The following is a 24919-nucleotide window of genomic DNA, read 5'->3' as shown; positions in this document are numbered from 1 at the left end:
ATTTTTGCCACAAACTTGATAATTTAATTATAGAACTCCATCAAAGTAGAATTAGCAGATGAACTACTTTTCTTCAAAATTTAAACTTGGGATTTTAGGCGGTGGCCAATTAGGCAAAATGGTGTTGTACACTACTCGTAAATTTGATGTTTATACCTGCGTTATAGACCCAAATAAAGATGCTCCGGCAAGATTAGCATGCGATGAATTTATGGTTGGTGACTTAATGGATTTTGAAACGGTTGTTGCGTTTGGCAAAAAGGTTGATGTTCTCACTATTGAAATTGAAAATGTTAATGTAGATGCCCTTGAAGCTCTAGAAAATGAAGGCATAAAAGTATATCCATCTTCAAAAACACTTAAAACCATACAAAACAAGGCGCATCAAAAATTATTCTATGTCGATCATAACATTCCAACGGCAGATTTTTCACGTTTTGCATATACCTCAGAAATTGATGAAGCAGTAGAAAACGGAGGCCTGAGTTATCCTTTTGTTTGGAAAAGTACACGATTTGGGTATGACGGACAGGGTGTAAAAATTGTTAAACGCTACACTGATCTTTTGGACCTACCTAATGTAGAATGTATTGCCGAAAAAATGATACCTTTTAAAAATGAACTGGCAGTAATTGTTGCTAGAAATACCTGTGGTGATCTAAAAACATATCCTGTAGTTGAGATGGAATTTCATCCCGAAGCCAACCAGGTAGAATATGTAATTTGTCCTGCCAGAATCCCTGATGAAATTGCAAAAAAGGCAGAGTTGGTTGCTTTGAAAACCGCAGCTGCCTTTGAACATGTTGGCTTATTGGCCGTTGAAATGTTTCAAACAGAGGACGACGAAATATTGGTCAACGAAGTAGCTCCTAGACCACATAACTCGGGCCATTACAGCATCGAGGCAAGCTATACATGTCAATTTGAACAGCACCTTAGAGCCATATTAGGATTACCTCTAGGAAGAACAGACAGCAAGGTCGCTGGTGTAATGGTTAATCTTGTCGGTGCCGAAGAACATACCGGTAATGTTGTCTATAAACATATCGAAAAAATAATGGCGATGGATGGTGTGACACCACATATTTATGGCAAAAAACAAACACGCCCGTTCAGAAAAATGGGACATGTAACCATTGTAGATAAGAACATTGAAAAGGCGCGGGAAATTGCAGAAAAAGTTAAACGAACAATACAAGTAATAAGCGAATAAATGATGAGTAAAGTTGGTGTAATAATGGGTAGTAAAAGTGATCTACCAGTAATGCAAGATGCAATTGATATTTTAAAGGAATTCGATATTGAAGTGGAAGTAGATATTGTTTCCGCACATAGAACGCCAGACAAATTATTTAATTATGGTACAAATGCGCACACGCGAGGAATAAAAGTAATAATCGCTGGTGCAGGTGGCGCCGCCCATTTACCTGGAATGGTTGCTTCGCTTTCTCCACTTCCTGTGATTGGAGTACCAGTAAAAAGTAGTAATTCAATTGATGGATGGGATTCGGTCTTGTCAATATTACAAATGCCAGGCGGTGTCCCTGTGGCAACTGTAGCTCTTAATGGTGCTAAAAACGCTGGTATTTTGGCTGCACAAATTCTTGGTAGTGCAGACCAAAGTATTCTAGATAAAATTTTAGGTTACAAGGAAGGTTTAAAGGCTAAGGTGTTAGACTCAGCAAAGGACCTATAAAAAAAGCCTCGACAACTGTCAAGGCTTCTCGCTATTAACCAATCCTTTTTGAACAAAAGTCTTTGCTCTAAAAGAGTTACAAAAATAAACAAAAGATAAATACTAAAAAGAATTAAACGGTATTAAAAAACCGTTAAAGTTCAGATTATCAACAATATAGTAAGAAAATTAAGACGTAACACATGACAATCCTAAATAAACCCTTTGATACCCAACATAATACAGCACCATTTTCAAAAATAAGAAATGAAGATTTTTTACCTGCTTTTAAATTTGCGATTGGAAAAGCGAAATCAGAAATAGCTGCAATAGTAAAAAACACTGAATCACCAACATTTGAAAATACTATTGTGGCATTGGATTATTCTGGAGAAGAATTGGATAGAATTTCAAGTATCTTTTTTAATCTTAATTCTGCTGAAACCAATGATGAAATTCAGAAAATTGCTCAAGAAGTTTCACCATTACTTTCTGAATTTAGTAATGATATTACTTTAAATCAGGATTTATTTAAGCGTGTTAAAAGTGTTTACGATTCAAAATCTAAACTTGATCTTAATACTGAACAAACAACACTTCTTGATAAAAAATATAAAAGTTTTGCACGCAATGGAGCAAACCTTTCTGAAGATCAAAAAGTCAAACTAAGAGCAATTGATAAGGAGCTCAGCCAGCTAAAACTTAAGTTTGGCGAACACATTTTAGCAGAAACCAACAAGTTTGAGATGCTAATTACAGACGAAAAGGACACGGAAGGACTACCCGAAGGCGCCAAAGAAGCGGCTAAACAGTTAGCGGAAAGCAAAGGACTTGAAGGCTGGTTAATAACATTAGACTACCCGAGTTATATCCCATTTATGACCTATGCGAAAAATAGAGAGCTAAGAAAACAACTATCTATTGCGTTTGGTAGCAAAGGTTTCAACAACAATGAACTTGATAATAAAAATATTGTACTAAAGATTGCCAATCTAAGATACGAACGTGCCCAACTTTTAGGATATAAAACTCATGCGCATTTCGTTTTGGAGGAGCGCATGGCCGAGACGCCAGAAAAGGTAACTAATTTTTTAAACGAACTGTTAGAAAAAGCCAAACCAGCAGCAAAAGCAGAATTTGAAAGGCTCCAAAAATTTGCACATGATCTTGATGGCCTCGAGAAAATTCAAAAATGGGATGGTGCTTTTTATTCAGAAAAGCTAAAACAAAAGTTGTTCGATCTGGACGATGAGCAATTAAAACCTTATTTCAAACTAGAGAACGTAATCAATGGGGCATTCACTGTCGCTAATAAACTCTTTGGCCTTAATTTCAATAAAATTGACACTATAGATACGTATCACGACGATGTCATGACCTATGAAGTGGTTGATGCCGAAGGTGAATTGGTTTCAATATTCTACGCCGACTTTTTCCCAAGAGCTGGTAAACGAAATGGTGCATGGATGACCTCCTTTAAACCTCAAATGATTAAGAATGGCTTAAATGAAAGACCACACATATCTATCGTTTGTAACTTTACTAAACCTACAAAGAGCAAACCCTCTTTACTGACTTTTAATGAAGTTACCACCTTGTTTCATGAGTTTGGACATGCCTTACATGGTATGCTTGCCAATACAACTTATCCAAGTCTCTCTGGCACTAGTGTCTTTTGGGATTTTGTTGAATTACCAAGTCAGATTTTAGAAAACTGGTGTTATGAAGAGGAAACCTTAAAATTATTTGCCACGCATTATGAAACTGGTGAGATTATTCCAATGGAGCTAATTGAAAAAATAAAGGCTTCAGCGACATTTAATGAAGGGATGCAAACCTTAAGACAATTAAGCTTCGGACTGTTGGATATGGCTTGGCATGGTGTTGATCCATCAAATATCAATGATGTCAAATCTTATGAAAAAGAAGCTTTTGGCGATACGCAACTTTATCCGGAAGTTAAAGAAAATTGCATGAGCACAGCTTTTGCTCATATTTTCCAAGGTGGATATTCATCAGGTTATTACAGCTATAAATGGGCGGAAGTCCTAGATGCAGATGCGTTTGAATACTTTAAAGAAGAAGGTATTTTTAACAAAACGGTTGCCAATAAGTTTAAAACTTATGTATTATCGCAAGGTGGTACTGAAAACCCAATGACCTTATATATAAAGTTTAGAGGGCAAGAACCAAAGCCTGAGGCCTTGTTGAAGCGTGCAGGGTTGATAAAATAAAATACTATTCATTATGGATTTAATTTTTTAAATTAGTAATGAAAAAAGCAATGAAAAACGAGAATGCCGAAGCAGCAGTTAGATCCAAATAAATGGGTTTCCAAATATTCAGATTACCTTTTTAACTATACAATAAGTCGTGTGAGTGATAGGGCAATTGCACAAGATTTAGTTTCGGAGACATTTCTAGCAGGCTTAAAATCAATGGCAAATTTTAAGGGTGATGCCAGTGAACGAACGTGGTTAGTTTCGATTTTAAAACGTAAAATAATCGATTATTACCGAAGAATAAATTCGAACAAAGGAAAAGCAGAGGTGAGAATGAATTATGGCACTAGTTCCGAAGCTGAGGGTGATTGGTTAGAAGAGCGCATAGCTGACCCCTTTGATAAAACAGCTGAAGACAAGATGGAAAACACTGAACTGGGTGAGGCTATATTAAGTTGTTTGGATCAACTGCCACAGAAACAGGCAGAAGTATTTAAAATGAAAACAATTCTTGGTTATGACACAGAAACTATTTGTAAAGAATTGGATATAACTGCGTCTAATCTTTGGGTAATCATCCATAGAGCTCGTGCAGCTTTAACTGATTGCTTAGAAAAAAACTGGTTTTAATTAAATGAAAAAAAGTTTTTTATTTATTAGTTGTGATGAGGCAAAACATATTTGTGACAAAGCTCAATATGGTGAAGCTTCATCTTGGGAACGCTTAAAATTAAAATTAAGAATCTCTTGGTGTCACATTACAAAATCCTATACCAAAAAGAACACAAAACTTACCGATGTCATGCAAAAAGCAGAGGTTAATTGTTTAAAAAATGATGAACGTGCCAACATTCAAAAGAAATTCAAAAAACAATTAGCGAAACACCAAAACTAAAACAAGCCAAAATAAAGGTAAAGCCTCTACCCAAAATGCACTATAATATTTTGACTGCTCCTTATTTGAAAAAACTAAAAACAGAGCAGTAATAAAAGTGATTATTAAATTGATGATTATTTGATTAGCCTTTAATTCATCCTTAAAATACTCCAGAAAAAAGAAAGGGATTAACATTAAAATACCTATAATTTTAGTCTTCTTTATACCTATTCGTTGTGGAATTGTACCCAATTTTATACTATCATAATTCAAATCTCTAATCTCAAAGGGCATCATTAAAACAAATACATATAAAAACCTCTGAATAACAGTAATTAGTACATCGTTATTAACTATTATTTCATTTTGAAGGGTTGGTAATAATACAGTGGCAAGCGACCATACCAGTGCAATAACATATACCTTCAAACCACTAATCTGCCTAAGATTACTATTGTCATCAACAAAATAGGTTCTGGGTAAAAGGGGTATGGCGTATAAGAAGGTGATTATTCCAAGTATTGCAATTAAAAACTTGGTATTTAGAATAAGGTAGTAAGCATAATATGCTAATCCAAAAAAAGAGAAAAGTGAAAAAACTTGTATTGCTTTTAACCAATTAGCCAGTCTACGATGATGAAATTTTGCTATGCCGAAATACTTTACAAAATTATACCCAGTAATGGTAGCAAAAAACACAAAGTAAAGACTGATTTGGTCGTAGTCTAAATCAAATTGCAATAATGTAATCCAGGTCAGCGAATATGTTGCTAAGGCCACATGTATGCTGCTATTAATATAAAAATGAAAAATTTGCTTATACCAACTCACCTTACAAAAATAGCCATTGTGTTAATAAACCAATTAATCCGTTAAAAACTTTAGTTTTCGTTAACTTTTAAAAGAGTGTATTTCCGTATTTTTGCATATCAAAAAAAGCATTAAAAAGAATGGATACGACCTCTTTCGCACTTAGACACATAGGCCCGAGTTCTAAAGATCAGAAAGCCATGTTAAACACCATTGGTGTGACAAGCATAGAGCAACTAGTTTCAGAGACAATTCCTGCTGGAATTAGGTTAAAAAAGGATTTAGAATTAGAGCCTGCGATGAGCGAGCAAGAATACCTGAATCACATTTATAAACTTTCACAACTCAACAAAGTTTTTAAATCTTATATAGGCTTAGGATATCACCCAGCAAATTTACCTGCGGTAATACAGCGTAATATATTGGAAAATCCTGGCTGGTATACAGCTTACACACCATATCAGGCAGAAATTGCTCAAGGCCGCTTAGAGGCGCTTTTAAATTTCCAGACAATGGTTATCGATTTGACTGGAATGGAAATTGCCAACGCATCACTACTAGATGAAAGTACTGCAGCTGCGGAAGCAATGGGATTGTTATTTGCTGTGAGAGATAGGGCTCAGAAAAAAGCAGGTGTGTCTAAATTTTTTGTTTCAGATTTAGTATTGCCACAAACCATAGCATTGCTTGAAACTAGAGCTACGCCAATTGGAATCGAACTGGTAATTGGTAATGAAGCTGATTTCAATCTAAGTAATGAGTTCTTTGGAGCGCTTTTACAGTATCCTGGCAAAAATGGCCAGATAACAGATATCAAATCATTTATTGAAAAGGCAAATGCTTCAAATATTAAAGTCGCTGTCGCTGCCGATATTTTAAGTCTTGTTACGCTTGAAGCTCCAGGAAATTTCGGAGCAGATGTCGTAGTGGGTTCCACGCAACGTTTTGGTATTCCGATGGGTTATGGTGGTCCTCATGCTGCATTTTTTGCAACCAAAGAAGCCTATAAACGCGATGTTCCAGGAAGAATTATTGGCGTAACTAAAGACACCAACGGTAATCGTGCACTACGTATGGCACTTCAAACACGTGAGCAACATATCAAGCGCGATAAAGCAACATCGAACATATGTACGGCACAGGTTTTATTAGCAGTAATGGCAGGTATGTATGCTGTTTATCATGGTCCTGAAGGCTTAAAATTTATTGCGGCCAAAGTAAAGAACTCAACTTCTACACTTTCAAATTCCCTCAAAAATTTGGGATTGGAACAAATTAATACACACTATTTTGATACGCTTCAAATAAAAGCCGATCCCGTTAAGGTTAAATATGAAGCAGAAAAGAAACAAGTTAATTTCTATTACCCAGATAACAATACTGTAACCATATCAATTAATGAAACAACAACTATTGAAGATTTAAACGAAATAGTTTCAATATTTGAAAAAGTAACAGGAAAAACAACAGATAAGATTACTGTTATTTCAGAAGAAAATACAATACAAGATCAGTTAAAGCGTCGTTCGGAATTCTTAACCTATGACGTGTTTAATTCCTACCATTCTGAAACAGAATTAATGCGCTATATCAAAAGGCTAGAGCGTAAAGATTTGGCTTTAAACCATTCTATGATTTCTTTAGGTTCGTGCACCATGAAGCTAAACGCAGCTTCAGAAATGCTACCGCTTAGTTGGGGTAGTTGGGGCAATATGCATCCGTTTGTTCCAAAAGAACAGGCTGCAGGCTACAATCTTATGCTCAATACCTTGGAAAATCAACTAACTGAAATAACAGGATTTGCCGCAACTTCCTTGCAACCAAATTCTGGTGCTCAAGGAGAATTTGCTGGTTTAATGGTTATTAAAGCCTATCACGAGTCTCGTGGCGACCACCACAGAAATATCTGTTTAATTCCATCGTCTGCTCACGGAACAAATCCGGCAAGTGCAGTCATGGCTGGAATGAAAGTTGTGGTTACTAAGGCATCTGAAGATGGGAATATTGATGTTGATGACTTGAGACAAAAAGCAGAGATGCACAAAGATAATTTGTCCGCATTAATGGTCACTTATCCATCAACTCATGGTGTATACGAATCTGCTATTAAAGAAATAACTCAGATCATTCACGATAACGGTGGGCAGGTTTATATGGATGGCGCCAATATGAATGCTCAGGTAGGTTTAACAAATCCAGGAAATATTGGGGCAGATGTTTGTCATTTGAATTTGCACAAAACATTTGCTATACCTCATGGTGGTGGTGGACCTGGAGTTGGACCAATTTGTGTTGCAAAGCAGTTGGTACCGTTTTTGCCTGGAAATCCTATCATCAAAACTGGAGGCCATCAAGCTATCTCAGCCATTTCCGCTGCACCTTTTGGTTCGTCTTTAGCGTGCATCATTTCATATGGATATATAAAAATGCTTGGTGCACAAGGATTAAAAGAGTCTACTGAGGTAGCAATCTTAAATGCAAATTACATTAAAGAGCGATTAGAAGGTTATTTCGATACCTTGTACACAGGTGAACATGGTAGAGCAGCACACGAAATGATTATTGACTGTCGCGATTTTAAATCTAGAGGAATTGAAGTTGTTGATATTGCAAAACGCCTTATGGATTATGGATTCCACGCACCGACAGTGTCTTTCCCAGTTGCAGGTACAATGATGATTGAACCAACTGAAAGTGAAAGTAAAGCTGAAATGGATCGTTTTTGCGACGCTATGATTTCAATTCGAAAAGAAATTGATGAAACAAGTATTGAAGAACCAAATAATATTTTAAAAAACGCACCACACACACTTGAAATGTTAACAGCAAATGAATGGCTACTGCCTTATTCTCGAGAAAAAGCGGCATTTCCATTAGACTTTGTTAGAGACAATAAGTTCTGGCCAACTGTAAGACGTGTGGATGAAGCTTATGGCGATCGTAATTTGGTATGCAGCTGTGCTCCTATTGAAGAATACGTCGAAGCTTAATATTTTAAAATTTTTAAATAATCAAAAAAGCACTTAATTAAGTGCTTTTTTGCATTTTATATAGTAATTCTAATTTTTTTTAAGAAATCCCTAAAAATTTATGTAATCAATACCAAAACCAAAAATTACTCTTTAATATTGGTTAGTTTCGTAAATGTGAAAATGAATACTTATGGCAATTAGAATAACAGGAACAGGTAGTTATATCCCAAAAAATATTGAGAAAAACGAAGATTTTCATCAACATAAATTTCTAAACGCAGATGGAAGTTCCATCAACCATCCAAATGAAGTGATTGTAGAAAAATTTAAAGCAATTACTGGTATTGTTGAACGTAGATATGCAGATGATAATCTAACCGCTTCTGACCTAGGATTTTTAGCGGCTCAAAAAGCGATAGATGACGCGAATATTGACCAAGAAGAAATAGACTATATAATTTGTGCTCATAATTTTGGCGATGTAAAGGCAAATGCCATACAAAGTGATATTTTACCTTGTCTAGCTTCAAGAATTAAACATAGATTAAAGATAAAAAATCCAAAATGCGTTGCATATGATATCTTATTTGGTTGTCCTGGATGGATTGAAGGTGTTATCCAAGCCCATGCATTTATAAAAGCCGGAATGGCTAAAAAATGTCTTGTTATAGGTACTGAAACCCTCTCAAGAGTTGTTGATAAACATGACAGAGATTCAATGATATACTCAGACGGTGCAGGTGCTGGTATTGTAGAGGCAACAGATGAAGAAGGTGGCATATTAGCACACGAGTCGGCGTCATTTACTTATGATGAAGCCTATTACCTATATTTTGGCAACTCTAACAATAAAGACCTGTGCAAGGATACACGTTATATAAAAATGCACGGTCGAAAAATTTATGAATTTGCACTTACCAATGTTGCACAAGCCATGAAATACTGCCTGGATAAAAGCGGTGTGGATATAGCTGACGTAAAAAAGGTATTGATTCATCAAGCAAATGAAAAAATGGATGAAGCCATCATTAAACGTTTCTATAGACTTTACAAAGCAAAAGCACCTGAGGGCATTATGCCTATGAGCATCCATAAGCTTGGAAATAGTTCTGTTGCTACTGTACCAACACTTTTTGATTTAATCCGAAACAACAAACTTGAAGAGCATCAAATTAATAAAGGCGATGTAATTATTTTCGCAAGTGTAGGTGCTGGTATGCATATTAATGCGGTTGTTTACAAGTACTAGTATGGCAAAAACCATAGCAATAATTGGTGGAGGAAATCTGGGAAAATCAATTGCCGATGGTTTATTATCCAATGATTTTGAGGCTTCAAAACTGACCATTACCCGAAATCGAATTGATTTTCTTAATGCATACAAAGACCAAGGTGTTGCCGTTACTAAAAACAACAAGGAAGCGGTAATTAATTCGGATATCATCATTATTGCCGTAAAACCCTATAAAATTGAAGCAGTCCTTGAGGAGATTTCAGATGAAATAACAACTGATAAAATTTTAGTTTCTGTAGTGAGCGATTTCACAATAGAACAGATTTCAAATTGCCTTAGCGTGCAACCCTCCATAGTAAGGGCTATGCCTAATACTGCTGCTTCGGTTAATGCATCCATGACTTGTATGGCATCAAAAAATGCTTCTCAAAGTGATATGGAAGAAGTCACTTCTATTTTCAATGCATTAGGTGAAACCATCCTTATTGATGAACAACTAATGGATGCCGCAACTGTTTTGGGTGCTTGTGGTATTGCATATGTTTTGCGTTTTATCAGAGCAATGATACAAGGTGGTATTGAAATAGGTTTTGATGCCAAAACTGCAAACAAAATTGCTACACAAACTGTAAAAGGCGCAAGCGAGCTGTTGCTAAAAGGAGGCAACCATCCTGAAGCTGAAATCGATAAAGTCACTACACCAAAAGGTTGCACCATTACTGGACTGAATGAAATGGAACATAATGGTTTTAGCTCGGCATTGATAAAAGGAATCAAGACGTCTTTGGATAAAATTTCATAAGACATGTACGAAAAAACTTTTCCCAACAAACGTTTTAAGCTTACCCTTCTATTTTTAAAAAAACATATTAAAACTTCTGAATCTATCCTAGATCTAGGTGTAAAAAATCCTATGTCTGAAATTATGATAGCCAATGGCTATGAGGTTTCAAATACAAACGGCGAAGATCTTGATGAGGACAGAAGTGCCATTGAAAATTCTAATGCTGATGTCATAACGGCCTTTGAAATTTTTGAACATCTTCTTTCACCTTACGAAGTTTTAAAATCAATAAAGGCTAATAAAATTATCGTTAGTGTCCCTTTAAGACTTTGGTTTGCGTCTGCCTATAAGAGTGAAACAGATGAGAGAGATAGGCACTACCATGAGTTTGAAGATTGGCAATTAGACTGGCTGTTAGAAAAGACTGGCTGGAAAATTAAAGATACAGCAAAATGGACCAACCCTGTAAATAAAATAGGACTAAGACCATTCCTAAGAAGATTTATAAACAGGTATTATATTGTTTATGCCGAAAGAGTTTAACTTTGAATTTTATTATTCGATTAATTGAACTTTTACATTGTCATACCTGCTCATAACGAAGAAGCGTTTCTAGTAAAGACACTAGATTCATTAATTAACCAAACGTTATTACCCAAGCAGGTCATTGTTGTAAATGACAATTCTACTGATGGCACAGAAAACCTTTTGAAATCATACTCAGAAAATTTTTCATTTATAAATTTCATCAATAACCTGTCGAGCGAAGCCCATTTACCCGGTTCAAAAATTATCAAGGCATTCTACAAAGGATTAAATCAGTTAGATGACAAATACGACATAATTTGCAAGTTTGATGCGGACCTCATATTTCCAGAAAACTATCTCGAAAAACTAGCTTATCACTTTGGTACAAGACCTAAAACAGGAATGGTTTCCGGCTTTTGCTATATTGAAGAAAATGGCAAGTGGATTTTAGAAAATCTAACCCGTAAAGACCATATACGAGGTGCATTAAAAGCTTATAGAAAAGAATGCTTCGAACAAATTGGGAGATTAAAGCCTTCAATGGGATGGGACACTGTAGATGAACTCTTAGCCAAGTATCATGGTTGGAACGTCATTACTGATGAATCGCTTCATGTAAAACATCTCAAACCAACAGGTCAATCCTACGATAAAGCCGCAAAATACTTGCAAGGTGAAGCCATGTATAAAATGCGTTATGGTTTTTTGATAACATTAATATCAGCTATTAAACTAGCCTTTAAAAAAGGTGGTTTTAGTCTGTTTAACGATTATATGAATGGTTATTTTAGAGCAAAATCAAATAAATCTGATTACCTAGTTTCAGAAGATGAAGGCAAGTTCATAAGACGGATAAGGTGGGAGGGTATTTTAAAAAAAATCTCCTAATCCAAAAGAAAACCTAAGGGCTGTCCTGTTGCACCATTTGGAAAACTTATACCCAGTAATGCCGAAATAGTAGGCGCAATATCAGGTATTACCGTCTTTTCTAATGTTTCTCCGTGCCGTATACCCTTTCCCATAAATAATAATGGTACATGGGTGTCATAATTTAATCCACTTCCGTGTGTAGAGCCAGTACGGCCATAGGCAATATGGGCAATATCGTCTACCACAATAACATCACCTGAGCGCTTTTGATTGAATCCGTTTTGTAATAAGGACTCTATTCCAGTAGTGAAATTTGTACTATTCATAGTAGTAGCCGTGTAGACTTTAGCAATATTCGGATAACTAATTTGCTCGTCTACCAAGGCTTGTTCAACATCATGAATATTCAAGCCCAACTCGTTCAGTTTTGCTTTGTTGAAAAATATCTGGTTGTTACTTACATTTTCCACAATTTCAGTTGTACCATATGTGTCATTCAAGAACTTTTGAAATCGTTGCTTCCTATCATTATAATTCAAATATCCCGCAGGAATATTTACCGATTGTAAATATGCAGGCACCTCAACCGCCCCATGGTCTGAGGTCAGAAATACAGTATACTCACCTTTACCAACTTTTAAATCCAAAAAGATAAAGAGTCGCTCTAAATCCTTATCCAATCGTACATAAGTATCTTGTACCTCTTTTGAGTTTACACCGAAGTTGTGACCTACATAATCAGTGCTTGAATAACTCACAGTAAGTACATCGGTTATATTGTCTTCGCCTAAATCTTCCCCCTCAATCGCTGCTAAAGCAAAATCCGTGGTTAAACTATTGCCAAAAGGAGTTGGCTTTAAGATATCAAAGCCTCCGTTTTTGTCCTTTAAGCTATCCAAGTCATATGGAAATGTAGCCATCTCCTTACCCTCAAAACCGCCTTCAAAAGTGTTTTGGTCTGGCCCACTTTCAGTATAAATATTAATGTCATAAAAAGTGTCCCAAACCTTAAAGTAAGATTCGGCTTGTTTAGATGAATTAAACTTTTTCACCCAATTTGGTAAGTCTTCCATGTAAAACGAGCTCGAAATCCAAACACCCTCTTCTTTTCCATGAAACCAGTATGCTGCATCTGCTGTATGACCTGCAGGCAAAATTGCGCCACGGTCTTTTATTGCGATACCAATAGTTTTACCTCTATGTTGTGTAAACAATTTGTTTTCATCTCCAAAAGTAGTGGTAAGCATTCTATGTGGTGACATTTTACCTGAGTTGCTTTCAGTCCCAATAGAATTTACGGATTCATCGCCAGCACAATACACTACGCTTTTAATCTCTTTGTCATACCAATTATTACTAATTATACCATGATATTTTGGCGTCGTACCCGTATATACCGACGCATGACCAGGCCCTGTATAGGTTGGCACATAATTAAAATGATTATTCTTACAGTTGAATCCTTCATTTATCATTCGTTTAAATCCACCCTCACCAAATTTCGATTCAAATCGCGTTAAATAATCATAGCGCATTTGGTCTACAACAATACCAACAATTAACTTTGGCCTTGAATTTTCTGGTGTTGTAATTACCGATTTACTTTGAGCTAAACATGAAGCCAAAATTAGAAAACAAATGAGTAATGGTAAGATTCTCTTCATGATAATTTATGTCATTAAAACCTTTTCAAAAATACAGTTTTTAAGTCATCTTCGATTAAATTAACATTAATAAACTAATCATTTTTTATACTTTAGCGTTAAGAATTTCTTACATGAAGTACCTTCATAATATTGGCACTTACTTTATAATGATTAAAGACATGTTTCGCAAACCAACGAAGTGGTCTGTTATGAAAACGCTAATATTAAAAGATATTGACGATCTTATCATTAGTAGTCTCGGTATTGTAGCATTTATTTCGTTTTTTGTTGGTGGCGTTGTCGCGATTCAGACCTCATTAAATATCAGCAATCCATTAATTCCTAAGTATCTCGTTGGATTTGCCACCCGACAATCTATTATTCTTGAGTTTGCACCAACCTTTATATCCATAATTATGGCTGGTAAAGTTGGATCATTTATTACCTCGAGTATTGGAACCATGCGTGTTACCGAACAGATAGATGCCTTAGAAGTGATGGGTATAAATGCAATAAACTATTTAGTATTTCCAAAATTCATAGCCCTTACATTATATCCTTTTATTATATCGATTGCGATGTTTTTAGGCATACTTGGTGGATTGGCCGCTTGTGTTTACGGAGGATATGGTACTCTAGAGGATTATATCGAAGGGGTTCAGAATGATTTTATCCCATTTCATATGGCCTATGCCTTTATAAAAACAATGTTATTTGCTTTTATACTAGCGACCATTCCTTCCTTTTATGGTTATTTCATGAAAGGGGGCGCACTAGAGGTAGGCAAGGCCAGTACAACCTCATTTGTCTGGACTAGTGTTGTGATTATTCTTGTAAATTATTTAATAACCAGTTTACTCCTTGGCTAATGATAGAGGTAAAAGATTTACATAAATCGTTTGGGGATGCTCACATTTTAAAGGGTATTACAACCTCCTTTGAAAAGGGTAAAACCAATCTCATTATTGGGCAAAGTGGCTCTGGAAAAACAGTTTTCTTAAAATGCCTTTTAGGTCTATTTACGTTTGAACAGGGTTTCATTTCCTACGACGGTAAAATTCTTAGCGAATTAAGCCACGACGAGCGACGCGATCTGCGATCTAAAATGGGTATGGTGTTTCAAGGAAGTGCACTTTTTGATTCTATGACTATCGCTGAGAATGTCATGTTTCCATTACGTATGTTTACAAAACAAAGCAAAGGGGAAATGGAAGATAGGGTAAATGAAGTTTTACAGCGCGTTAACCTGCCCAATGCACATAATAAAATGCCCAGCGAAGCTTCTGGTGGTATGCAAAAACGAGTTGCCATTGCAAGGGCTATTGTAAACAATCCTAAATATCTTTTTTGTGACGAGCCAAATTCGGGCCTTGATCCTAAAACAGCCATCGTAATTGACAATCTTATACAGGAAATCACAGATGAATATCAAATCATCACAGTAATAAATTCTCATGATATGAACTCCGTAATGGAAATTGGAGAAAAAATAGTCTTTCTAAAAGATGGTTATAAGGAATGGGAAGGTTCTAAAGAAACCATATTTAAAACAGATAATAAGGCTGTTACCGATTTTGTATATTCCTCTGAACTATTCAAAAAAGTAAGGAGAATGTATATTGAGGAAAATGAGTAACTTACTAATCCCTTGCGATTAAGACAGTATCAACGTCTAATTTAAATCTTAGCCATTTCTCTAATCTTCTTTCCTCTTTAATGATAACATCTGAACTAAGTGAATCTTTCCACTTAACCCGAAACATAAGCGTGGTGTCAAGTTTTTTAAAGTCTGAAGAAACTACATTGGCAAGCGCAAGCCTCTCTATGTTCTCATAGTTTAGCTTCACTTCCTCAGAAATACTCGCAAATGGTATCTGGTTTTTTTCAAAAATTTCCAGCGCTTTGACTCTACTTTGTAAATAATTTATTCTTTCATCTTTCGATAAAAGATCGAGAGAATCGCGCAAACGCAATTCCTTCATATATTTAAATCCCTCCACATCAGAGTTCTTTATGGGATCATAAAAAAGTTGCGTTTCATTTCTTACTAGTGCTGGGTAATCATTAATACGACTTCTTAACAATGCAATAGTAGACTCAGGTATTTCGTCTAACCCAAATGAATTTAATTCTAAAAATGAGCCACGATCACTATTATACCTAAACACAAAGTTTCTTTTAATATAATCTGCATGTGGTAAACCACTTAATTCTGAATCACGGAATGATTCTGCCTCCATATTAAAATTACTTTCTTTATAAACATCCCAAAAAGTAATACCAGCAGGTATCATTACTATTATTGCTACCAAGGTTGCTAATCTGGCAATCCTTTTTCTCTTGGCCGAGTTGGCATATTTTAGCATTGGGAAGCGCAATAGCTTTAAAACAATAAATGTAGCTAAAGCAATAAAAATACTGTTAATAGTAAAGAGGTACATGGCGCCAATAAATGCAGACCAGTCGTTAGCTAATCCATAACCAGCAACACACAAAGGAGGCATTAAAGCTGTTGCAATTGCTACGCCAAATATTACTGAAGCAATTGTTCCTTTTTTGGTACGAGCAATGATTAACGCTAAGCCACCAAAAAATGCTATGAGAACATCTCTAAAGTCTGGTTTTGTTCTACCAAAAATTTCACTGTTACCTACATCTGCGGTTGGAAAAAACTTAAAAAATAAAAAAGCAGTTAATAAACTCAGTACTATCATTGTTACTAGGTTTATTAATGACTTTCTAAGCGTATCAATATCATTTATGGCAATAGACATACCAACTCCAAGGATAGGACCCATTAATGGAGAAATAAGCATGGCACCAATTACAACCGCTGTACTATTTGCATTTAGCCCGACAGAGGCCACCATAATAGAACATATTAATATCCAGGCAGTTGCTCCTTTAAAAGAGATATCACCTTTAATAGCATCGATTGTGGCATCTCTATCTGTGTCTTCACGAAAATCAAGAAGTTCACTCAGGAAAGATTTTATACTCGCAAATAGCCCTTTGGCATCCTTTTTAATGGCTTCTTTTTGCTCTTCAACAGCTTTGTCTTTGTCTATTTGTTTTCTTTCTTCCTCGTCGGAAAAATTAAATTTATTCTCCTCCATGAAATTTTAACCATAGTTTTCTCCAAAATTGGCTTTCACATTTTGAAGAACTTTTTTAATGTCTTGTTCTTTAGCCTTAGGAAAGATAAGTAAAACTTCGTCTTTATCAACAATTATATAATCATTTAATCCGTCTACCACCACTACTTTATCCTTTTTTGTACGAATCATATTTCCGCTTGATTGCTCCAAGAGAACTTTGGAATTAACCACGGCATTGTCGTTATCATCCTTCTTTAATTTATCGTATAAACTTCCCCAAGTTCCGAGGTCATTCCAATCAAAAGTTGCGGGTATTACATATACATTTTTGCTCTTCTCCATTATAGCATAATCAACAGAAATATTTTCTGCCTTGGCATAATTTTCTTTAATAAAGTCATCTTCAAACTCTGTATTGTAAACGCTATAGCCATTGTTAAATAGCTCAAATAACACGGGTTGATTCGATTTAAAAGCATTCACTACCGTTTTTACTCTCCACATAAAAATCCCTGCATTCCAAAGGAAATTTCCTTGCTCTAGAAAAGACTTGGCCGTCTCATAATCTGGCTTTTCTCTAAATTGATCAACAGACTTTATTTCATCATTTGTTGATTTATTGTATTCTATATAACCATAACCAGTGTTTGGAAATGTTGGTGTTATTCCCAATGTCATCAAAGCGTTATTTGATTGGCAGAAATCAAATGCCGTTTTTACGTTTTTTGAAAAAGCACCTTCATCTTCTATCCAATGATCACTCGGAGCAACAATCATTACTGCGTTTTCGTTTTCTTTTTGGATTTTTAATGATGCGTACAATATACATGGCGCTGTGTTACGCATTGCAGGTTCTAAGACCACTTGTCTCTTAGTAATACCTGGTAATTGTTCATAAACTAAATCATTATAACGTTCATTAGTTAATATGAAAATATTTTCTTCTGGTATAAGTTTGGCCAGTCTTTTAAATGTTTTTTGAATCAAGGTCTCTCCCGTTCCTAGCATATCATGAAATTGCTTAGGGAAATTCTGTGTGCTCACTGGCCAAAATCTAGATCCAACTCCGCCAGCCATTAATATGGCGTAATAATTTTTATTTTTCATGCATCAATAATTTCTACTTCAGCATTGGGATTAAAAAGGTACAGTTTGCCTGTTTTAACCTCAACACATTCAATACGTTTTCGTCTTAATTGTCCTTTTTTAAAAACCCTTCCATTGTAGAGCTTAAAATTATACCCCAAAGGTACTTCAAATACATAGGTTTTTGGTTTGCCTTCGTCGAACAGCTTTAAGGCTAAGGCGAGTTGCGTATCTGTGTCGCTGGATGCTTTTGGATTCTTAAAGTGTTTGGCCAATAAGGGTAATAGCTCATTTGGAAATATCGATGGCCTTAAAAATGGTAACATTAAATACTGAAACGTCTTTTTCCATTCTTTACCATGTGGTTTTATAGTTCTTCCATAATTCTCATAAGCTTCAAAATGGGCAATTTCATGAATTAAGGTTATGAGAAATCGATACGGATTGAGATTAGAATTAATGGTTATTTGATGTTTCCCATTTGGCAATTCTCGGTAATCCCCATGCTTTGTCTTTCTTTCATTTTTAATTTTTACAAATAATTTATCATTTGAGAGAATAGTATCAACCAAAGAAATTGCTTCGTTTGGTAAGAAATCAGACAAGGTTTTTTGCATAATTTAATAGTAGACGTGATATCCTTCAACTAGTTCTTTACCACTATCATCTTTGAATTATTGTTTATACTAAGCATATAAAGACCTGGTGTTGCCGAATTTACTCGGATAGAAGTAATATTGTTTATTGCATCATAACTCGTATTGTCAATACTTATTTTACGACCTCTAATATCAAATAATTCAATGGTTTCAGTGCTATTTGTGTTTGTAATATTAATCTCTTTATTGGTAGTAGGATTTGGATAAATTGAATAATCGATAGATTCTACTTGCTCTATATCCAGAGAACCTTGGAAATAAGGTACTGCAAATGTAAAAGCATCCTCAGCAACTTCTTGGCCAATAAATCTTCCAGGTATATCGTCTGCCGGAGGATGAATACCACCCCAAATCCTACTTAAACTAGTTTGATCAGAAGCATCTCTGTATGTTGCCCATTGTAATACAACATCTACTGAAGGACCTTCTTCAAATACCAAGAACTCATTGGCCTTGGCGACAAACTCACCGAGTCCTCCTGGAAAATATTCGCTACCTGTCATCATTGTTAACAGTTCTGCCGCCGCACGAGAATAAGTTGAATGTCCTGAAACATAACCAGCAAATGGTGGTGTAACAAAAGTTGGCCTTTGGTATGGATACCAATCTGAAGCCCTTATCCAACCAACTCCCGCTTGGTCTATCTCTGTATCTTCGATGAAATCGTGACCTTTCCAAGTGTAGAGTTTAATTTGCCCAACGTATTGATTTACGAAGCCAGCCAAAGGATCACCTTCCTCAATAACTTCAATATAACCATCTATTAATGGGATCCCTGAAACATCGTAATTGTCTAATGTAGGATCAGTACTCTGACCACGTTCTGCCATGGATCGAATTGCAGATATTGGGCGTATGTAATCATACCATCCTTTAACACTCCATGCGGAGATTGCAGCATCATGCATACCACCTCCCAGAATAAAGTATGCTTTGACGTCCCATTCGAGCGCATCTAACACTTCTCCTTCCCCTTGAAAACGTTTTTCAAAATTAGGATGATCATTTACATAATTCAAAATGGTAAACCAATGACCAGGTGGTGTTTCCGAATCAGGACCGTCTGCCCAGAACTCTGCAAGCACTCTTCCATAATCACCCCGTGGCACCATGTTGATTTCGTATGGATTTCCTGTAAACGGATTTACAGTGTGGCCTGCACTGACACTTCCTCCTTCAAAGAAATCATAAAAATCCGGATAATCTGTATACTCAGTTGGAAATGTACTAATATCAACATTTCCAATTGAATTTGGAGATATATCCCACATTACGCCATCACTCGGATCTAAATGTGCTTGCCATACAGATACCATTGTAAAGCCCCATTTGTAAGCATCGCTCATTACGTTATTTTCCGTTAAACTTATATATGGTGGATCCGAGGGATCATGGAACACATGATATTGGTTGCCATCTCTTTCGTATGTAACCTTGTCCTCTTCTTTTAAAGCAAATGAAAAGACATTTCCCCATTCTGGACTTAAAAAAGGAGGTACATTGCCATCTACTAGATTACCACCTTGGTCAATAAAAGTATCTAATCCAAGAGGTTGCCATCTATTAGGGTCATTAATTGGTGGGTTATCATTAGAATCTAATGCATAAGGTGCATTTACTGGTTCATAATATGCATTATCATAACCTGTTGCCTCTCTTGAACCATCTTGTAAACCATAATCTATTATAGTCTGGGCAACATAGTTACCCAATGCTGCAGCATTACCAAATTCATAAAGCAATGATGTATAACTTGTATCATAGCCTAATTTGTTCATTAATAAATCAAAACGTGCTTGAGTTGTTTCTGCACTTGGAGAATTTTGGAATCGGTGCGTTAATATGCGATACATTGCATAGCTTATGGCTTGTTTTAAAGATTCCTCTTTACTGTCAATTAAAATAAAATCTTCGAGTTCACTGTTAAAATCATTAACAGTGTTACCAATTAAATAAGGTTCTGCAACCTCATCATAAATAGCCCAGATATCGTACATGGCAACACTTGTATGAAATAGGTTTCTTGCATGAACAGTTGGCCTTGCAAAATCCCCTCTTATAGCATCTAACAAAACTTCATTCCATAATCTTGCAATAGATATATTCTCTGGTAATTCATCTGTATTCAATTCCACATTTATCGAAGCTTGTAAACTTGAACACTGGCTATCGGATTCAATAACAGAAACGAAACCTGCCTCTTCTATTCCCCAGCTTACAGTTATAGTGCTTGTGCCTTGACCATTAAGAATTTCACCACCAACCACTTGCCATTGCGCTGTTGATTCATTGGCTATAGCATAGCTATAAGTCTCAGTTTTTAAAAACGAAGATACTGTTGGCCCAACAATACTTTGAGCCTCTAAATAGGTGCATGAACCATCATCTAAAGTTGCATCCGGATTGTAGTTGCAAGAAACAGGATCTGTACACCCATAGACCTTTTGACTTGGTTCTACATCTAGAATCTCATAACCTTGGCCTTCAGTTACTTTAATTGTAATATTGGTTGAAATAGAATTAAAGGTTTCGATAAGCCCAGAAGGCCATTTAATTTCTAATTCGGTAATATTAGTTGCATCGCCTAGACCAAAGTGAACACCTTGTAGACTTTGACTCATAAAACCGACACCGGAGTAATAGCGCTTTAATGTGCCCGTTGAAGTTGTTAATGTAATTGTGGTACCAATTGCATCACGATTGGAAACCGTACCCTCAAGCTGAATTTTAAACCAGTTTGAAGCTGGAGAAACATCATCAAAATTAAGGATTTTGTTTTCATAGAATAAAACTGAGCCATCACCATTGGTAACTATTAAGTCTAAATCACCATCATTGTCATAATCAAAATCTAATGCTTCAACACTTTCAGTTTGATCGTTTAATCCAGAAATTACTGATGCATCTTCAAAGACAGTTTGTCCTTGACTGTGCAAATTCCTGAAATACTTATTTGCCTCAGCTCCTCTAGTCTCAAATTCATAACCATTGGCCACAAACAAATCCTCATCACCGTCCAAATCAAAATCAGCAAATCGAGCTCCCCAGGCCCAACCAGTTTGTTCTATTCCATAGTTGGTAGCTGTATCGGTAAAGCTATTTGATCCGTTGTTTTCTAACAAAGAATTTTCATCAATTCCCGTTACAAAAAAATCGAAATCCTGATCTAAATCAAAATCACTTATTGCCACAGCCATATCATCAATCATATTATTAAGACCGTACGTGGCTGCATCTTCAACAAAACCAGTGCCGGATTGATTAATATAAAGGTAGTTAGCATCTTCAAAATCATTGGTAACAATCAAATCAATCCACCCATCATTATTAACATCAAATGGTAGTGTAGTATAACTATAGTTAGAATCAACTTCAGTAAGACCAAGTTCTGCCGTGGTATTAGTAAATGTACCATTGCCATTATTTCTATAAAACGAATTAGAATTACACTCATTCCAGTCAGTAAAATAAATATCTAGGAACCCGTCATTGTTATAATCTAACCATGTTGCACCAGTATTAATACAATCATTTGACGTTTGAAAACCAGATATTCCAGTAACATTTGCAAAAGTTCCATTCCCTAAATTCCTCCAAAGTTCTACTTTAAGTGAATAGGTTAAAAATAGATCCGGAAAACCGTCATTGTTATAATCACCCCAAGATGCGCCAAACCTATAACCTCGTTGAGCAAACGTTTCTTGTATTTCATCTTCTGAAGTCAATAAATCGGTCAAACCAGCAAATTCTGTAACATCGGTAAATGAACCATCATTATTATTTCTAAACAAGCGACTAAAAGTGGACAGATCATCTTGGTTTTCAACCGCATTTGCAACAACAAAAATATCGAGATCATTGTCTCCGTCATAGTCAGCCACGGCAACTCCATTATTTTCTCTAAGGATACCCAAACCTACTGTATTCTCAACTCTGTCAAAAGTCTGCCCACATATAATACCGGTTGAGAAGCACACTATAGTGAAAATGAAAGAAGATATTTTTAGGGGTAAAATTCTTCCCATAATTTGAATTTTATATAAATATAAAAATTAGGTTTAAAACTAGAGTAGCTCCGGAAGAATTAACATTTCTGAGAATGTTTTTGTCGCTTTTTTAGGCAGTTGGTCTAGGTAATCGTGAGCTGTATAACCAAAGACATCAAAACCTCCTCGTATTGCGGCCTCTACACCAATTATGCTGTCTTCAATGACAAGGCATTCTTTTGGTTCAAAACCCATAGTGTTGGCTGCCCAAATAAAGACAGAAGGATCAGGCTTCCATTTTCCTATCTTATAACAACTAAAAATATTATCTGTAAAATATTTAATTAGACCTGTTGCCTCTAGATTAAGTTTTATTTTAGTTTCAGGACCACTTGATGCAACACAAAATGGTATTCTTAAAACCTCTAGAACCTCCTTAACACCGCTTATAGGCTGAATTTCTTCCTTAAATTTTGTGTAGGAGCGTTGACGATATATTGTTTCAAAATCGTTAGGCACATCTTTCCCAATAAGTTTAGCGATGTGATTTACACAATTACGAAAAGAGTTACCCTTAAAATTCTCAAAAGCATACTCAAGGTTAATATTTGCTCCTAACTCGTTTGCAAGATCAACCAATACCTGATTACCTATTGGCTCACTATCTACAAGTACGCCATCGCAATCAAAAATTATACACTTGTATTTATTCATTTTACGGTGTGGAGTTAGATACTTGTAACACCTTGCCATTGTAATATTTATTCCCAGATAGAGCAAAATCCTTGATATAATTTGCCATTTCTAAAGCTGTTGTTGGGGCTGTGTAATCTGGAAATGCTTCCTTAAGCATTTCTGTTTGCACAGCACCTAACGCTAAAACATTGAATTGTGGGCCTGTCTCTTTATACTCCTCTGCTAACAATTCACTCAGAGTAATAACTGCCCCTTTACTGGAACTATAAGCGGCTAGACCAGGAAATTTCATACTTCCTTGAATACCACCCATTGAGCTTATAGTTATAACATGACCATCTCTTGGCATAAAAGGCAAAACAATCCTTGTTAATTCTGAAACGCCAAATACATTTGTTTCATAAACTTTAGTGAAGTCACTAAAGGTCGTTTCAGAGAATGGTTTGTTCAGTAACAACCCAGCGTTGTTTATTAGAATATCTACATGATTCCATTTAGTTGAAATGAAATTTTCGACATTTTTATAGTCATCGAGATTACATAAATCACAAGGGAATGCATTGATATTTTTATGTTTTAAATCTTCAATTGGTTTAGCATTTCTTGACAAAGCCAATACGTTGTGGCCTGCATCTGCAAAAAGTTTTGCCAATTCATACCCAATACCTCGACTTGTACCTGTAATAATAATATTTTTATTCATCATTCAAATATAATTCTTTGGTAGGAGCATTTAGTATGCCCTCAAAAGCTTTTATCATTTTGTTAGTAAAGTCTGCCATGTGCTCGTAGTTCATTTTTTCCGCTTCATCATCAACATGGTGATAGTACTCATAGTTTGAAAAATCAAAGGTCGATATGGCATGGGCAGGTTTGGTGAATTCTTTAAAGAAAGGATAATTATCAGATCTAAAAAACAACTGAAACTCCTTTGCTTTGGGGAAAAATCCGACTACTTCTTCACCCACATAATCGTTTAATTTAGATGCTAAATTAGATTTGTTATAACCACTCATATAAGACATTGATTTTCCTTCTGCTCTAGGTACACCAACCATTTCAAAGTTTACCATTGTGTACAAATCCAATCCTTGGTTTTTTAACCGAAATGCCAGATGGCTTGACCCTCTAAGCCCCAATTCTTCCGCATCATACAAGGTAATTAAAAGACTTCTTTTGTTGGTTTTTGTACCTGCAAAATATCTGCCAATTTCCATAGCAGCAACCGTACCAGAAGCATCATCATTAGCTCCGTTTGCGATACTATCATTATTGATTAATCGCCCAAAACCTATATGATCATAATGACCGCCTAAAATAACATATTCATTTTTAAGAGCTGGATCATTACCTTCAACTATTCCTACAATATTATAGCCTTGAATTTTTGGGAATTGATTATTTACTTTTTTACCGCTTTTATTTTCAATTTCAAAACTATCGCGATACGTCTCAAAAAAGGGTTTGATTCCGTTGTCTTTTAAATACTTTTCTATAAAAATTGCTGCTTTTTCGATGCCAACAGTCCCAGTTCCTCTTCCTTCTAATTCATCCGAGGATAAATACTCCATGCTGTTTTTTATCGTTTCAGGGGTAATTTTTACTTCAGTAAGTGCTGAATCCTTGCCAGCTTTAACGTCTGCCCCTTTCTGTTTTACAGAACAAGACACAAAAAAAAGTAATAGTAACAGATTCAGTAGTAACAGCAATCTTTTCATTCTCACTATATTTAAAAAAATAAATCCTGCTTCAAAATCAGGAAACAGGATTTATTGA

General features: G+C 35.7%; 21 protein-coding genes. 12 read left to right on the top strand and 9 right to left on the bottom strand.

Translation table 11 applies throughout. The annotated features are described in order from the left end of the window. Positions 1-58: 58 nt before the first annotated feature. The 5 genes from LBU54_RS13460 (at position 59) to LBU54_RS13440 (ending at position 4792) form a co-directional block, all read left to right on the top strand. Positions 59-1213: a 5-(carboxyamino)imidazole ribonucleotide synthase gene (locus LBU54_RS13460; protein ID WP_224530817.1), complete on the top strand. Its 1155-nt coding sequence runs from the start codon at positions 59-61 to the stop codon at positions 1211-1213. 3 nt (positions 1214-1216) lie between these two features. Further along, entirely contained in the window at positions 1217-1696 is a 480-nt protein-coding gene (purE, locus tag LBU54_RS13455; RefSeq protein ID WP_224531175.1) for a 5-(carboxyamino)imidazole ribonucleotide mutase, read from the top strand. A 182-nt stretch (positions 1697-1878) separates the two neighbouring features. Continuing rightward, the gene (locus LBU54_RS13450; protein ID WP_224530814.1) at positions 1879-3909 is read left to right on the top strand and encodes a M3 family metallopeptidase; all 2031 of its coding nucleotides are present in this window, start codon (positions 1879-1881) and stop codon (positions 3907-3909) included. Between the two features lie 63 nt (positions 3910-3972). After that, on the top strand, positions 3973-4527 hold the full coding sequence (locus LBU54_RS13445; RefSeq protein ID WP_224530810.1) for a sigma-70 family RNA polymerase sigma factor: 555 nt from the start codon (positions 3973-3975) through the stop codon (positions 4525-4527). 4 nt (positions 4528-4531) lie between these two features. Further along, a complete protein-coding gene (locus LBU54_RS13440) occupies positions 4532-4792 on the top strand; it encodes a hypothetical protein (RefSeq protein WP_224530808.1) in 261 nt (86 codons plus the stop codon). Here LBU54_RS13440 and LBU54_RS13435 read toward each other — a convergent pair. Further along, positions 4772-5554: a UbiA prenyltransferase family protein gene (locus LBU54_RS13435; RefSeq protein ID WP_224530807.1), complete on the bottom strand. Its 783-nt coding sequence runs from the start codon at positions 5552-5554 to the stop codon at positions 4772-4774. The genes LBU54_RS13440 and LBU54_RS13435 overlap by 21 nt on opposite strands. A 170-nt stretch (positions 5555-5724) precedes the next feature. Between LBU54_RS13435 and gcvP the strand changes: the two genes are divergently transcribed. The 5 genes from gcvP (at position 5725) to LBU54_RS13410 (ending at position 11990) form a co-directional block, all read left to right on the top strand. After that, positions 5725-8574, top strand: a complete 2850-nt coding sequence (gene gcvP, locus LBU54_RS13430) for an aminomethyl-transferring glycine dehydrogenase (protein WP_224530803.1) — start codon at positions 5725-5727, stop codon at positions 8572-8574. Positions 8575-8746: 172 nt separating this feature from the next. Continuing rightward, a complete protein-coding gene (locus LBU54_RS13425; RefSeq protein ID WP_224530800.1) occupies positions 8747-9805 on the top strand; it encodes a 3-oxoacyl-ACP synthase III family protein in 1059 nt (352 codons plus the stop codon). 1 nt (position 9806) lies between these two features. Next, positions 9807-10592 carry a pyrroline-5-carboxylate reductase gene (gene proC / locus LBU54_RS13420; protein WP_224530797.1) on the top strand — a complete coding sequence of 262 codons (786 nt, stop codon included), beginning with the start codon at positions 9807-9809 and terminating at the stop codon, positions 10590-10592. 3 nt (positions 10593-10595) lie between these two features. Next, on the top strand, positions 10596-11117 hold the full coding sequence (locus LBU54_RS13415; RefSeq protein ID WP_224530796.1) for a class I SAM-dependent methyltransferase: 522 nt from the start codon (positions 10596-10598) through the stop codon (positions 11115-11117). A 24-nt stretch (positions 11118-11141) separates the two neighbouring features. Further along, positions 11142-11990 carry a glycosyltransferase family 2 protein gene (locus LBU54_RS13410; protein ID WP_224530795.1) on the top strand — a complete coding sequence of 283 codons (849 nt, stop codon included), beginning with the start codon at positions 11142-11144 and terminating at the stop codon, positions 11988-11990. Here the strand turns inward: LBU54_RS13410 and pafA are convergent. Beyond that, positions 11987-13636, bottom strand: coding sequence for an alkaline phosphatase PafA (gene pafA, locus LBU54_RS13405; RefSeq protein ID WP_224530794.1), 1650 nt, complete (start codon positions 13634-13636; stop codon positions 11987-11989). The two genes, LBU54_RS13410 and pafA, sit on opposite strands and share 4 nt — an antisense overlap. Positions 13637-13749: 113 nt before the next feature. Between pafA and LBU54_RS13400 the strand changes: the two genes are divergently transcribed. Together LBU54_RS13400 and LBU54_RS13395 are read left to right on the top strand one after the other, a co-directional pair. Then, positions 13750-14487 carry an MlaE family ABC transporter permease gene (locus LBU54_RS13400; protein WP_224530793.1) on the top strand — a complete coding sequence of 246 codons (738 nt, stop codon included), beginning with the start codon at positions 13750-13752 and terminating at the stop codon, positions 14485-14487. Then, a complete protein-coding gene (locus tag LBU54_RS13395; RefSeq protein ID WP_224530792.1) occupies positions 14487-15254 on the top strand; it encodes an ABC transporter ATP-binding protein in 768 nt (255 codons plus the stop codon). The genes LBU54_RS13400 and LBU54_RS13395 overlap by 1 nt, the downstream gene beginning before the upstream one ends. 4 nt (positions 15255-15258) lie before the next feature. Here LBU54_RS13395 and LBU54_RS13390 read toward each other — a convergent pair whose 3' ends face one another. Genes LBU54_RS13390 through LBU54_RS13360 form a run of 7 tightly spaced genes read right to left on the bottom strand, consistent with a single transcriptional unit; the run spans position 15259 to position 24861 of the window. After that, on the bottom strand, positions 15259-16734 hold the full coding sequence (locus LBU54_RS13390; protein ID WP_224530791.1) for a DUF389 domain-containing protein: 1476 nt from the start codon (positions 16732-16734) through the stop codon (positions 15259-15261). A 6-nt stretch (positions 16735-16740) separates the two neighbouring features. Continuing rightward, the gene (locus tag LBU54_RS13385; protein ID WP_224530790.1) at positions 16741-17823 is read right to left on the bottom strand and encodes a mannose-1-phosphate guanylyltransferase; all 1083 of its coding nucleotides are present in this window, start codon (positions 17821-17823) and stop codon (positions 16741-16743) included. After that, entirely contained in the window at positions 17820-18419 is a 600-nt protein-coding gene (locus LBU54_RS13380; RefSeq protein ID WP_224530789.1) for a SprT-like domain-containing protein, read from the bottom strand. The genes LBU54_RS13385 and LBU54_RS13380 overlap by 4 nt, the downstream gene beginning before the upstream one ends. A 29-nt stretch (positions 18420-18448) precedes the next feature. Continuing rightward, on the bottom strand, positions 18449-22486 hold the full coding sequence (locus LBU54_RS13375) for an FG-GAP-like repeat-containing protein (protein ID WP_224530788.1): 4038 nt from the start codon (positions 22484-22486) through the stop codon (positions 18449-18451). 39 nt (positions 22487-22525) lie between these two features. Further along, positions 22526-23161 (bottom strand): HAD family hydrolase, encoded by a 636-nt coding sequence (locus LBU54_RS13370; protein WP_224530785.1) that lies wholly within the window; start codon positions 23159-23161, stop codon positions 22526-22528. 1 nt (position 23162) lies between these two features. Beyond that, positions 23163-23849, bottom strand: coding sequence for an SDR family NAD(P)-dependent oxidoreductase (locus LBU54_RS13365; protein ID WP_224530782.1), 687 nt, complete (start codon positions 23847-23849; stop codon positions 23163-23165). Then, a complete protein-coding gene (locus LBU54_RS13360; protein WP_224530779.1) occupies positions 23839-24861 on the bottom strand; it encodes a M28 family peptidase in 1023 nt (340 codons plus the stop codon). The genes LBU54_RS13365 and LBU54_RS13360 overlap by 11 nt, the downstream gene beginning before the upstream one ends. Positions 24862-24919: the final 58 nt, after the last annotated feature.

This window comes from Winogradskyella alexanderae, assembly GCF_020166335.1.
GTDB classification, from domain to species: domain Bacteria; phylum Bacteroidota; class Bacteroidia; order Flavobacteriales; family Flavobacteriaceae; genus Winogradskyella; species Winogradskyella alexanderae.
The sequence above is the reverse complement of the archived record's forward strand: the minus strand, read 5'-3'. Positions and strand labels throughout refer to the sequence as shown.

What these genes read in the sequence shown, in the direction of transcription:
- LBU54_RS13460 (WP_224530817.1), top strand. Translation starts at nt 59, where the DNA reads ATGAACTACTTTTCTTCAAAATTTAAACTTGGGATTTTAGGCGGTGGC.
- purE (WP_224531175.1), top strand. Translation starts at nt 1,217, where the DNA reads ATGAGTAAAGTTGGTGTAATAATGGGTAGTAAAAGTGATCTACCAGTA.
- LBU54_RS13450 (WP_224530814.1), top strand. Translation starts at nt 1,879, where the DNA reads ATGACAATCCTAAATAAACCCTTTGATACCCAACATAATACAGCACCA.
- LBU54_RS13445 (WP_224530810.1), top strand. Translation starts at nt 3,973, where the DNA reads ATGCCGAAGCAGCAGTTAGATCCAAATAAATGGGTTTCCAAATATTCA.
- LBU54_RS13440 (WP_224530808.1), top strand. Translation starts at nt 4,532, where the DNA reads ATGAAAAAAAGTTTTTTATTTATTAGTTGTGATGAGGCAAAACATATT.
- gcvP (WP_224530803.1), top strand. Translation starts at nt 5,725, where the DNA reads ATGGATACGACCTCTTTCGCACTTAGACACATAGGCCCGAGTTCTAAA.
- LBU54_RS13425 (WP_224530800.1), top strand. Translation starts at nt 8,747, where the DNA reads ATGGCAATTAGAATAACAGGAACAGGTAGTTATATCCCAAAAAATATT.
- proC (WP_224530797.1), top strand. Translation starts at nt 9,807, where the DNA reads ATGGCAAAAACCATAGCAATAATTGGTGGAGGAAATCTGGGAAAATCA.
- LBU54_RS13415 (WP_224530796.1), top strand. Translation starts at nt 10,596, where the DNA reads ATGTACGAAAAAACTTTTCCCAACAAACGTTTTAAGCTTACCCTTCTA.
- pafA (WP_224530794.1), bottom strand. Translation starts at nt 13,636, where the DNA reads ATGAAGAGAATCTTACCATTACTCATTTGTTTTCTAATTTTGGCTTCA.
- LBU54_RS13400 (WP_224530793.1), top strand. Translation starts at nt 13,750, where the DNA reads ATGAAGTACCTTCATAATATTGGCACTTACTTTATAATGATTAAAGAC.
- LBU54_RS13395 (WP_224530792.1), top strand. Translation starts at nt 14,487, where the DNA reads ATGATAGAGGTAAAAGATTTACATAAATCGTTTGGGGATGCTCACATT.
- LBU54_RS13390 (WP_224530791.1), bottom strand. Translation starts at nt 16,734, where the DNA reads ATGGAGGAGAATAAATTTAATTTTTCCGACGAGGAAGAAAGAAAACAA.
- LBU54_RS13385 (WP_224530790.1), bottom strand. Translation starts at nt 17,823, where the DNA reads ATGAAAAATAAAAATTATTACGCCATATTAATGGCTGGCGGAGTTGGA.
- LBU54_RS13380 (WP_224530789.1), bottom strand. Translation starts at nt 18,419, where the DNA reads ATGCAAAAAACCTTGTCTGATTTCTTACCAAACGAAGCAATTTCTTTG.
- LBU54_RS13375 (WP_224530788.1), bottom strand. Translation starts at nt 22,486, where the DNA reads ATGGGAAGAATTTTACCCCTAAAAATATCTTCTTTCATTTTCACTATA.
- LBU54_RS13370 (WP_224530785.1), bottom strand. Translation starts at nt 23,161, where the DNA reads ATGAATAAATACAAGTGTATAATTTTTGATTGCGATGGCGTACTTGTA.
- LBU54_RS13365 (WP_224530782.1), bottom strand. Translation starts at nt 23,849, where the DNA reads ATGATGAATAAAAATATTATTATTACAGGTACAAGTCGAGGTATTGGG.
- LBU54_RS13360 (WP_224530779.1), bottom strand. Translation starts at nt 24,861, where the DNA reads ATGAAAAGATTGCTGTTACTACTGAATCTGTTACTATTACTTTTTTTT.